Origin of the sequence: Pseudogemmobacter faecipullorum, from assembly GCF_020539525.1 — a bacterium.
In the GTDB taxonomy this organism is placed as follows: domain Bacteria; phylum Pseudomonadota; class Alphaproteobacteria; order Rhodobacterales; family Rhodobacteraceae; genus Pseudogemmobacter; species Pseudogemmobacter faecipullorum.
In genome coordinates this window covers 1-1338 of the sequence record NZ_JACDXX010000071.1, presented here as the reverse complement: position 1 = coordinate 1338, position 1338 = coordinate 1, and the positions used below count along the sequence as shown (strand labels likewise).

Sequence of the window (1338 nt, the reverse complement as noted above, 5' to 3'; positions counted from 1 at the left end):
ACAATCTTTGAGATCCGTCACATCCTCCTGGCCAGGGAATATTAACCCTGTTCCCATCGACTACGCCTTTCGGCCTCGCCTTAGGGGCCGGCTTACCCTGCTCAGATTAGCTTTAAGCAGGAACCCTTGGACTTTCGGCGAGAGGGTCTCTCACCCTCTTTGTCGCTACTCATGTCAACATTCTCGCTTCTGATCTCTCCACCGGATGCCTTACGGCCCGGCTTCACAGAAAGCTCCGCGTCTCCGCGCTGCCTTACGAGTAAGGCAGCAAGAGACATGGAGCTCTATCACAGAACGCTCCGCTACCACGCACATCGCTGTGCATCCCGAGCTTCGGCTCATGGCTTGAGCCCCGATACATCTTCGCCGCAGGACAGCTTATCTAGACCAGTGAGCTGTTACGCTATCTTTAAAGGATGGCTGCTTCTAAGCCAACCTCCTGGTTGTTTTGGCCGTCCCACATGCTTTCCCACTTAGCCATGAATTAGGGGCCTTAGCTGCAGGTCAGGGTTGTTTCCCTCTTCACGACGGACGTTAGCACCCGCCGTGTGTCTCCCGGATATTACTCATCGGTATTCGGAGTTTGGTTAGGCTCAGTAAGTCTGTGGGACCCCATTGCCCATCCAGTGCTCTACCCCCGATGGTATTCGTCCGAGGCGCTACCTAAATAGCTTTCGCGGAGAACCAGCTATCTCCAGGTTTGATTAGCCTTTCACCCCTAGCCACAAGTCATCCAGACCCTTTTCAACGGGTGTTGGTTCGGACCTCCAGTAAGTGTTACCTTACCTTCATCCTGCTCATGGCTAGATCACCTGGTTTCGGGTCTGATCCGCCGAACTCTGCGCCCTATTAAGACTCGCTTTCGCTGCGCCTACACCTAACGGCTTAAGCTTGCTCGACAGACCAAGTCGTTGACCCATTATACAAAAGGTACGCCGTCAGAGCTCAAGGCTCCTCCGACTGCTTGTAGGCGTCCGGTTTCAGGTACTGTTTCACTCCCCTCGTCGGGGTGCTTTTCACCTTTCCCTCACGGTACTGGTTCGCTATCGGTCAGTAAGGAGTACTTAGCCTTCGGAGGTGGTCCTCCGATCTTCAGACAGGATTTCACGTGTCCCGCCCTACTTAATATGTCTGATTGAGCTTCCCATACGGGGCTGTCACCCACTATGGCTGCACTTTCCAGTGCATTCTGGTCACTTTCCTCAGATCGGCTGATCCGCGTTCGCTCGCCACTACTAACGGAGTCTCTATTGATGTCCTTTCCTCCGGGTACTTAGATGTTTCAGTTCCCCGGGTTTGCTCTAAAAACCCTATGTATTCAGGTAATTAGTACCTGTT

At 53.2% G+C, this 1338-nt stretch carries 1 rRNA gene; it reads right to left on the bottom strand.

Annotation, left to right across the window (positions count from 1 at the left end):
* A 23S ribosomal RNA gene (locus H0485_RS21215) occupies window positions 1-1338 on the bottom strand; the annotation flags it as partial.